This is a genomic window from Candidatus Viridilinea mediisalina, from assembly GCF_002532535.1.
GTDB classification, from domain to species: Bacteria; Chloroflexota; Chloroflexia; order Chloroflexales; family Chloroflexaceae; genus Viridilinea; species Viridilinea mediisalina.
Genome location: NZ_NQWI01000029.1, coordinates 40063 through 50496, shown reverse-complemented (window position 1 = coordinate 50496; position 10434 = coordinate 40063). Strand labels below are relative to the sequence as shown.

General features: G+C 56.7%; 8 protein-coding genes. 1 reads left to right on the top strand and 7 read right to left on the bottom strand.

The genetic code is table 11. The features are described 5' to 3' along the window. From CJ255_RS08775 to rpsL, 5 genes are all read right to left on the bottom strand, one after another. Positions 1-98: GTP-binding protein (locus CJ255_RS08775; protein ID WP_133117003.1), on the bottom strand; the 98-nt coding region annotated here is incomplete at its 3' end. Between the two features lie 91 nt (positions 99-189). Beyond that, a complete protein-coding gene (locus tag CJ255_RS08770) occupies positions 190-1101 on the bottom strand; it encodes a class I SAM-dependent methyltransferase (protein ID WP_097643725.1) in 912 nt (303 codons plus the stop codon). Positions 1102-1110: 9 nt separating this feature from the next. Beyond that, a complete protein-coding gene (fusA, locus tag CJ255_RS08765; RefSeq protein ID WP_097643724.1) occupies positions 1111-3219 on the bottom strand; it encodes an elongation factor G in 2109 nt (702 codons plus the stop codon). Positions 3220-3540: 321 nt separating this feature from the next. After that, on the bottom strand, positions 3541-4014 hold the full coding sequence (gene rpsG, locus CJ255_RS08760) for a 30S ribosomal protein S7 (protein WP_097643723.1): 474 nt from the start codon (positions 4012-4014) through the stop codon (positions 3541-3543). Positions 4015-4033: 19 nt separating this feature from the next. Then, the gene (gene rpsL / locus CJ255_RS08755) at positions 4034-4468 is read right to left on the bottom strand and encodes a 30S ribosomal protein S12 (protein ID WP_097643722.1); all 435 of its coding nucleotides are present in this window, start codon (positions 4466-4468) and stop codon (positions 4034-4036) included. 265 nt (positions 4469-4733) lie between these two features. Here rpsL and CJ255_RS08750 point away from each other — a divergent pair, with 265 nt between their 5' ends. Then, positions 4734-5606 (top strand): PIG-L family deacetylase, encoded by an 873-nt coding sequence (locus tag CJ255_RS08750; RefSeq protein ID WP_097643721.1) that lies wholly within the window; start codon positions 4734-4736, stop codon positions 5604-5606. Between the two features lie 29 nt (positions 5607-5635). On the opposite strand, the gene CJ255_RS08745 is transcribed toward CJ255_RS08750, so the two are convergent. Further along, positions 5636-6409: a response regulator gene (locus tag CJ255_RS08745; RefSeq protein ID WP_097643720.1), complete on the bottom strand. Its 774-nt coding sequence runs from the start codon at positions 6407-6409 to the stop codon at positions 5636-5638. After that, the gene (locus tag CJ255_RS08740) at positions 6406-10170 is read right to left on the bottom strand and encodes a HEAT repeat domain-containing protein (protein WP_124681874.1); all 3765 of its coding nucleotides are present in this window, start codon (positions 10168-10170) and stop codon (positions 6406-6408) included. Before CJ255_RS08740 ends, CJ255_RS08745 begins: the two co-directional genes overlap by 4 nt. Positions 10171-10434: the final 264 nt, after the last annotated feature.

Here is a 10434-nt window from a genome sequence, read left to right as displayed (position 1 = left end):
GTAATCGCGGCGGTGAGCGTCGTCTTGCCGTGGTCTACGTGACCAATCGTACCGATGTTAACGTGCGGCTTGTTGCGTTCAAATTTCTGCTTCGCCATTATGATGCCTCGTTAAGAAATCATTACATAGGGCAAGCGCCCTAAGCTTCATGCACATGGGGCACAGCCCCAGCAACCGTACAATGTAGACCTAACACTCATGGGGATGGAAACTGGGCGACCAACAGGCATAGAGGGCTGCTGGCAGAAGGCGGGAAGACTGAGCCTCAGCAAGGGTCAACTCACCCGCACTAGTTGTGCCCAACCGTCCATCGAAAGCGGATGTCAGCACGTTATAGAGAGTCAAGGCCGACATATTGGTTGCATACGCACTGAGCAGCAGGCCAAGGGGCCGTTCGCTCAACAACTGAACACATTGAGCAACCAAGTGAGACATTTGCTCATGCAAGCGCCAGATTTCGCCTTTCGGGCCACGCCCAAAGACGGGTGGGTCGAGCAAAATCAGATCGTAGCGTGAGCCACGGCGGATTTCGCGGGCAACAAACTTTCCCACATCATCCACCAGCCAACGGATCGGGCGATCCATAAGGCCAGAGAGTTGTTGGTTATCCTGAGCCCAACGCAACGCCGGTTTGGAGGCGTCTACGTGGGTAACCCGAGCGCCGCAACTGAGCGCATAGAGGCTACTCAAGCCGGTATAACCAAAGAGAACCAAACAGGTAGGTTCCCGCCGTGTGGTCATCTGCCGCTTGAGCCAGGGCCAATGGGCACAATGCTCAGGGAAGACCCCCGTATGGCGGAAGGGTGTTAACCGAACCCAGAAGGCTAGATTGTCATGGTGCAACTGCCACTGTTCAGGCAGAGAGCGGTGAAACATCCAGGAACCGGGACTCTCATCACCGCCACGGGACTTTTCAAAGCTTGCATCGGCCTGCTGCCAAGCCGATGCGGGGAGGGTACTAGGCCAAATTGCCTGAGTTTCCGGTCGGATCAGGGTATATGGCCCAAAGCGTTCGAGTTTCATCCCTTGGCCCGTAGCGAGGAGCGTATACTCACTCCAGGGCGGGGGGGTCAAGAGATGTAGCTCGGGCAACTGCTTCATAATGAGCGACTAACCAGAGCTACGCTTCTCGATGATCTCTTTGGCGAGCGCATCGGGCAGCGGGGCATAGTGAGCAAACTCCATCGAGGATGTAGCGCGACCCTGCGTAGCAGAGCGCAGATCAGTGGTATACCCAAACATACTCGCCAGAGGCACAAAGGCACGTACCACCTGGGCATTACCCCGTGCCTCCATCCCTTCAACTTGACCACGACGCGAGTTGAGGTCACCGAGGACGGTACCAAGGAAATCCTCGGGCGTCGTGGTTTCAACCTTCATAATCGGCTCAAGCAGTTGAGGGCGGCCTTTACGCACACCATCCTTGAGCGACATCGAGGCGGCAATCTTAAAGGCCATTTCAGAGGAGTCAACCTCGTGGAAAGAGCCATCGTAGAGCGTCGCCTTAAGGTCAACAACAGGGTAGCCCGCCATCACCCCAGTCTGCATGGCCTCTTTGATGCCTTGTTCAACAGCGGGGATGTATTCACGGGGAATAGCGCCACCAACGATGCCATTGACAAACTCAAAGCCAGAACCAGCCTCTTGGGGTTCAAAGCGCAGCTTAACCTCTGCAAACTGACCCTTACCACCCGTCTGGCGAATGAAGCGGGTATGGATCTCAGCCCCCTGCGTAATCGTCTCGCGGTAGGAGACCTGGGGCTTACCCTGGTTCGCTTCAACCTTATACTCACGGCGCATACGGTCAACAATCACCTCAAGGTGGAGTTCACCCATGCCCTTAATGATCGTCTGGCCAGTCTCTTGATCGGTATAGACCCGGAAGGTCGGATCTTCTTCCGAGAGGCGATTGAGCGCAATGGCCATCTTATCCTGATCGGCCTTAGTCTTCGGCTCAATAGCCAACTCCACAACCGGCTCAGGGAAGCGGATGCTTTCGAGGACAATTGGCTTATCGGGATCGCAGATAGTATCGCCGGTAAAACTCTGCTTAGGACCAACCATTGCGGCAATATCACCGGCATAGACCGTGTCAATATCTTCGCGGTGGTTAGCGTGCATCTGCAGGATACGCCCAAGGCGTTCACGCTGACCACGGGTGGTATTGAGGACGTAGCTACCCTTCTCAATAGTACCGGAATAGACCCGGAAGTAGGCCAGCTTACCGACATAGGGATCGGCAACAATCTTAAAGACAAGGCCTGCAAACGGGGCTGCATCGGAGGTTTCGCGGGTAATCACCTCAGCACCCTCTTCGCCCATCACATGGCCGGGGAGCGTCCCGGCCACGCCGGGGCGATCAAGGGGAGAAGGGAGATACTCAGCGACCGCATCGAGAAGCTTCTGGACACCTTTATTCTTCAGGGCCGAGCCACAGAGCACGGGCACGAGTTTACCTTCGATGGTTGCCTTACGCAGACCACGTTTCAACTCATCAAGACTCAACTCCTCGCCCTCAAGGTAGAGGAGAGTCAATTCATCATCAGTTTCGGCGATCGCCTCAATCAGGTCAGCGCGCTGCTTTTGGGCTTGAGCGAGAACCTGTTCAGGCACATCGATCTCTTGAACGTCCTTACCAAGATCATCGTTATAGATGGTCGCACGCATCGTAAGGAGGTCAACCGTACCTTTGAAGGTATCTTCAGCGCCGATAGGCAACTGGATCACGGCAGGTTTAGCTCCAAGGCGACTGACGATCATCTCGACGCAGCGCTCAAAGCTAGCCCCGGTGCGATCGAGCTTATTGACAAAGCAGATACGGGGCACGCTGTACTTATCAGCTTGGCGCCAGACGGTCTCGGACTGAGGTTCAACCCCAGCGACCCCATCAAAGACCACCACACCACCATCAAGGACACGCAGCGAGCGTTCAACCTCAACGGTAAAGTCAACGTGGCCGGGGGTGTCAATAATATTAATGCGATAGAGCGTATCTCCGAGTTTCCACTGGGCGGTGGTAGCAGCGGAGGTAATGGTAATGCCGCGTTCCTGCTCTTGGGGCATCCAATCCATCGTCGCGGTGCCCTCATGGACCTCGCCGATCTTATAGGTGCGCCCGGTATAGAACAGGATACGCTCCGTCGTCGTGGTCTTACCCGCGTCGATGTGGGCAATAATCCCAATATTGCGTACCTTATCGAGCTCAAACTGGCGTGGCATACCGATTCTCATTCCTAGAAATCTATCGTAGCGCCTGCGGCAAGGTCTCAGAAGTTGTCTGAAAAGGCTCTGAACTGGTATTGGAGTGCCGGCTTCAGCCGGCTAAAGCCGGCACTCCAACGCATGCCCACTAACTTTTCAGACAGCTTCTTAGGGCTAGGGCTACAGCCCAAACCTCGTTTGTTGTTCCGTTTTGGCGGCTTCACCGCCAAAACGGAACAACAAACGCTCGCGTGGGAGAGGCTACGCCCCCCCCAAGCCCCACCGGGGGGCTTAACTTCATGCGTAGTACACCCCAGCCCCCGCGAGGGGCTAACGTAATTAGAGGCGACCATAGTGGGCAAAGGCGCGATTAGCCTCAGCCATCTTATGGACATCGTCCTTACGCTTAATCGTGCTACCTGTATTATTGAAGGCGTCAACCAACTCATTGGCGAGGCGCTCGTGCATAGGGCGACCACTGCGGCCACGGGAAGCAATGAGCAACCAGCGCATAGCAAGGGCATAGCGGCGGTCGCTCTTCACCTCAACCGGCACCTGATAGGTGGCACCACCAACACGCTTAGGCTTCACTTCAATCGAGGGGCTTGCGTTACGCAGAGCCTGCTCAAAGACCTCAAGTTGCGACTTGCGCGTACGCTCGGCGGCAAGGTCAAGAGCGGCATAGACAATGCGCTCAGCGACACTCTTCTTACCGCGCTCCATGACCTTATTGATAAACTTTTGAACCAAGACGCTATTGTAGCGCGCATCGGGCGCAGGAATGCGTTTTTGAATATCACCACGGCGGGGCATAGAACTACCTCTAGGTTATTTAGCGCTTCTTCCCAACGGGTTGGGCATTCTTCTTGGTACCATACTTAGAGCGGCCCTGCTTGCGCCCATTAACACCTTGGGTGTCAAGGGTGCCACGCACAATGTGGTAACGCACACCCGGAAGATCCTTAACACGACCACCGCGAATGAGTACCACCGAGTGTTCCTGGAGGTTATGGCCCTCACCGGGAATATAGGCGGTCACTTCAATCTGGTTCGAGAGGCGCACACGCGCAATCTTACGCAGGGCGGAATTGGGCTTCTTGGGGGTTACCGTTGCTACCTTGGTACAGACGCCGCGCTTTTGCGGCGAACCCTTCCCACGGGTAAGCTTCCCTTTCAGTGAGTTGTAGGTAAAACGCAGTGCGGGCGCCTTAGTCTTCTTCTCAACAGGCTTCCGCGGCTTGCGAACGAGCTGATTAATCGTCGGCATCCACAACACTCCTACATCTGATCACAACTTGACAACAAGGATAGTAAGACAAAATAATATCCGGGCCCTAGATCTGGTCGTGGCTGTTGCCACGCCTTAGAGTAGGCCGGTTTGGCACACAGAATATACATAGCGCACGTTTTGCGTGCGACGATACAGGAGTATAGCACCGTGTTGCAGGGTTGTCAACTGTTGACGTAGCCCAAAGCTTTAGGCAAAGATGTGATGATACTGGTAGAATAGCGACAGGGATTAAGGAGGGCATATGGCTGCAAACAAGAATGTCCGCCCGCGTCTGCTGGCGGTTTTAGCTCATCCTGATGATGAGAGTTTTGGCGCGGGGGGCACGTTGGCGCGTTATGCGTGGATGGGGGCACAGGTTGATCTGATCTGTGCAACAGGTGGCGAAGAGGGGGCAGCGGAGGATCGCTACTTGGTAGGCTATAGTTCACTGGCAGAGCGGCGTGCTGCCGAGTTGCAGTGTGCAGCTCAGGCATTGGGGTTGCAGCATGTGATTCGTTTGGACTACCGGGATTCGGGGATGGCAGGCACCCCAGCAAACCAGCATCCACAAGCCTTAGTGTCCCAACCACTTGCAACGGTCGTTGGGCGCTTAGTGGTACTCATACGGCAACTGCGCCCGCATGTCGTGATCACCTTCGATCCGATTGGGGGCTATCGCCACCCAGATCATATTGCGATCCATGAAGCCACAGTAGCGGCCTTTCATGCTGCGGGTGATCCAGCCTATCATAGCGAGGCTTTGCTCCCGTGGCAACCACAAAAACTCTACTATCAAACCTTTCCACGCCAGTTGTTGCGTACTGTTGTACGCCTCATGCCCTTCTTCGGCTATGATCCGCGCCGTTTCGGACGCAACAACGATGTTGATCTAGCGGCCTTGGCTAACGTAGATTTTCCGGTGCATGCACGGATTGACACCCTTGCCGTTATGGAAGCACGTATTGCTGCCGGGCGTTGCCATGCCAGCCAAGGGGGCGAAGGTTTCGCCCGCAGCCCCTGGGCACGTCTGATCCGCACCGTAGGCTTAGCCAGTGTTGAAACCTTCATGCGGGCCTACCCTGAAGCGCCCCCTGGTTTGCGCGAAGATGATCTCTTGGCGGGGGTTCGTTGGTAGCAGTGGGTGGTGCAATGCTCCACAGAAACCTAGAGCAATAACGCAATCCCGATAATCACCAGCGCGAGTAGAACGATCACTATCGTGATGATTACCAAAGGATGCCCTTGTTCAACCCGCTGTTGTTTGCTATAGGGTTTCAGATCAACATCAAGGAGGCTGCTGTAAGCACGTAGGGTGTAGCGCAATTCGGCGCGCGGAACATAGCCAAACTCCTCTTGCTCAATTGCCTGAAGAAACTCCCAACGCACACCACAGGCTTGGGCAGCGTCGTGGAGGCTGAGGCCGCGCTGCCGCCGAGCGGCGCTCAATTGGGCCCCCAGACGCGGCACCCGGCGCACTGGGGGCGCTTGGGTGCGTTGCTGCATTGGTGCAACTGACACAGAAGGATTATTCACCGGCGCATCAATGGCTGCCGGACGGGAACGCGATGCTACTGCATGAGTACGGCGTAGCACCGTCTCGATGCGTGCAATAAGCTGATTCTGGTTAAAGGGCTTGCCCATATAGTCATCGGCACCGCCAGTTAAGCCGCGCACGACATCATCATCGCCATCTTTGGCAGTGAGCATAATGATCGGAATGTTGGAACTGGAGCGAATTTGACGACAAAGATCCCATCCGCTCATCTCTGGCATCATGACATCAAGCAGAATCAGATCAGGCTGACGACGGGCCAACGCCAGCATCGCCTCATGAGCGCGTTGGAAGCTGGCCACTTCATAGCCCGCCCCGCCAAGTTGATATTCAAGCAGCCGACAGATCAGCGGCTCGTCGTCAATGACCATGATGTGGGCGTTCATAGAACCTTCCTATCATGCACAAGCAACTCGGCAGCCCAATGGCGGTGCAGCGGGTGCTGTTCAGGGGCTAGGGCTTGGCTGGCAAGCCAAGCGCGGGCAGTTTGGCTATTTGGGCGCTTGCTGTGAGCTATCGCTCCCAAGCTGACGACGCAATGCCAGCGTAACAGCAGCGCGGCATTGCTCTCGGACGCAAGGACGGTAGCAAGACTGGTGATTGCTTCAGCACTGCTTGCTTCACGTAAAATCACGGCAGCCGCCAAACGCAATTGATCGGCTTCGTCATTCGCGGCGACAAGCTGGGCCACAATGGGCGCATCAGGATTTGTACGCCCAACATGCTGCAACATCTGGAGCCGCAAGGCTAACGGATCGCTCATATTGGTCAGTGGATCGCTCAAGCGCGGATCATCGGGATGTAGCGCGGCCAGCGCGGTATAAGCCTGGAAGCGCAACGGTGGGATGCTGGCCTCAAGGTATTCGTAGAGCAGAGTGAGATAGGCTGAACCTTCAAGCTGCAAGAGGGCAATCACGGCAGCAAGGCGTACATTAGGGGGCGTTGTAGGACTCTGGCTGACACGCACCAACAAGGGCGTACTATTCTGGTCGTGTAGCTCAGCTAGTTCTTCAATGCAGGCAATTGCCTCCACACTATCTTCACTCTGGATGGTGCGGAGCAGATAACCCAAGGCCGTACTATCACCAGCACGGGCCAAAGCACACTGCAAAGCGGTCTTGAGCAGTGGGGCCATGCGTTCGGCGCGCAAAGCCTGGCGCAGCGTCACCTCTGCTTCAGCATTGAGGGTGGGAGGTAGCAGCGTAGCCGCACTGTGACGCAACGTGACAGGAGCGTCCTCATCGGCAGCAATGACCACCAGCAGGGCGTAGGACTCCGTATCCGCAAGACGTGCCAATGCCCTCACAGCCGCCATACGGAGTTGCAGATCGCCAACAGGATCGCGCGCAAGCTGGCGGAAGAGCGGGAGAGCCATAGTATCGGAATGGTGCGCCAACACGTCAACAAGCTGTATCTGAAGCAACGGCTCATCAGCACCCAAAGCCAAACGCTCACGCAGCACATCGCGGCTACGCTGATCGCTGCCCAAGATTTCCAGTGCAAGCCAGTGCAGTTCCAAACGCAGATCGGGATTAGCAAGCAGCCGATCCAATTCGCACCCCGGATCGCTCAGATGCCCCAAGGCATGAAGTAAGGCCCGCGCAACTTCATGCCGCAGCTCGTCGGCTAACGCTTGACGCACCATAGCCAACACTGGTTCGTGCAGTTGCACTACTGCGCCAAGCTGCACCAGCGCAGCCGCAGCGGCGCAGGCCAAACGAATGGCATGGCGTTCGGCCAACTCATCCAAACAACTAGGCGGATCAGCCAAGGTTTGGCCCTCAGCAAGCGCATCAAACAGCTTGATCTGAACATGCTCCGGCAGATCAAGTTGTGGCCAGACACTGCCGGGGTTATCGTTCAGGCTCGGAACCGCCCGCAACCAAGCCTCGCGGAGCAACGGTATCATACGAGGACTCAGCATGGCCCGCAGCGCCGCGAGTGCCACTGGTGCGCCACTCTGCCCCAAGGCAGCGATGATGATCTCACCCAAACGGGGATCGCTGGCCTTACGCCGTAGCCCTGCAACGAGCGCTTCAGCCGCCGCATCGCAGCAGGTGGGACGTTGCGCCAACTCACCCAAGGCTCCCGCCACTGCCCGGCGCAACAGTGGGGCCGTCGGGCCACACAGCAGGTGGGCCAACTCCGGCAGTGCTGCTACAATCCCTTTACGCCCAAGTTGCCATGCTACTGCGGCCCGCAGTGCTCCTGGAAGCTCGGTGGTAGCCAAGAGCCGCCGCAAGACCAGGGCATCACCAGAGCTACGTGCAGCGACGTGATCCAAAGCCTGCAAGCAAAGATCAAGCGGCAATTGATTGGCAACCGTAGCCCGCAGCAACAGTGCCGTGCCACCCTGGTGGGCGATGCTCGCCAAGGCATCAAGGAGTGCACGCTGACGCGCTACATCATCATCTGGCTGGGCCAACATGCGCCCAAAGGCGGCTAAAGCCACAGCGGGTTTGGCGTGGGCCAAAACAGCCAAGGCAGCCTGCCGCACCAGCGGATCGGCATCATAGACCGCTTGCTCAACCATGGGCAGACTATCCACCACCACAACTGCGAGGGCGCGCAACTCGGCGGGCAAGCGCACATCGGCCAGCAGCAAGGCCGCCACTGCTGAACGTCGTTCGCCCGCAGTCTGATCAGCCAGTAAGTGTTCGATAGCGCGACGCAAGGGCTGTTTGGCCAGCAGAGCCCGCGCCTCGCCACCTCCAACAGCGGCAAGATAGGCCCGTGCCGCGAGAGCCAGCGCATCAGCATTGACAGGCACAGCCTGCAACTGCATCAATTCAGAGGGGGCCAACACCAGACTATCCACCACCGTCCAACGCAAACCCGCCGTCGTCTGCGGATGATCAATCAAGCTCAACCAGAGTTGACGGGAATGAGGCAACACCCGCACAACATCATTGAGCAGCGCCAAGCTCCGCAATTCATCAACATGGCTCGCTGCGGCCAACAACGCTGGCAGCACCGGCACAAGCTCATGCAGCAGACTCCGCGTAGATGCGGGCAGATTGGGATCAAGCAAATATTCCACTAACCGTAGACCATACTCAGGGGCATAGTCGGGGTAGGCCCGTGTACAAGCAACCAACACCCGTAGCTGTAACTCTTCAGGGCCACGCTGCCACAGCAGATCCTGCAACGCGCACGGATCTTGCAGTAACCCTAAGGTCAAAGGAGCCACCGCTACCTGATCGTGGAGCGGGAGATCGGCTAGAGCTTCAAGCGCTTCCCCACCCGCAAAACCGCGTGCCAAACGATAATGGCGCAGCAACGCCCGCCCAATCGTCAACCCAGTCCAATAGAGGCGCGAGCGTACGTTGGGCTGGGTTTCAGAGGGATCAGCCTGCGCCAATAGACGTTGTTCTTCAATCAACGGTTGGATGAGCGCAAAGGCGTGAGCATAGAGCTGCGCACGGGAACTTGGCAAGCCACCGAGCGGATAGGTGAGGGCCATGAGGGCGAGATCGGCGAGGCTCGGTTGGGGATCAAAACCCGGCAAGGTTACCAGATCAGCCAGCGACACATTGGTAGCATGTTCAGGCAACAGGTGCGCTAACAACACAGCTACAGCAGTAGTTACAGGCTTAGAGCTATGCAACGTATCAAGCAGCGGCCAAGCTTCATCAGGCGGCAGTGCAATCACAAAGCGCAACGCGGGCCAATGCACAGCGGTAGTGTGTAAAAATTGCTGCCAGATTTCGCGCCGCACCGGGGGCAATAATTCCCAGTTATCAAAGAGCAACACCCCTGGATGCTTGCCATTGGCATAGCTACTCGGCAAGCCTACATGGTTCATCAACGCCGCCAGCACATCATAGGGCGAACGAGTAGCTACATCCATCTCTTGCAGCGGCACATAGAGCGTTGGGGCATCATCGTTGGACTGAGCCCAATGAACCAACGTCTGCATCAACGCCAAGCTGCGCCCACTTGCAGGCGGCCCATAGAGCGCCAACGAGTTTTGAGTCGCCCGGATTGCCGCCGCATCAGGCAGCGGCGCAAGACCCAATGGCAGATCAAGCAGTTGCTTCAACAACTGGCTCACCGGCTCATGGGCCAGTTGAGCCCTCAATCTTGTGCGATAACGTTGCGCCACGCGCTTACGTGGCAAGAATGGTAGTTGGCTCAAACTTAGCATAAGTGGCTCCCCGATCACGACAGGCATAACAAGACCTGCATGCATGCGAACGGGAGTTGTAGCCTTGATGGTTGAACAGGAGATTACAGGAGGGTGACGGAGTAGCGGTATACTTTTTGTCCCCTTGACAAAAACACCCGTCTGGGCGTATAATCCACCTAAGTGTCACATGTACAATAGGCCGTGCGGCTTGTTTCCGCAGGACACTTCGTGTCACTACGACACGAAAACAAGTCGCACGGTTTTTCTTCTCGCTTGTATTAG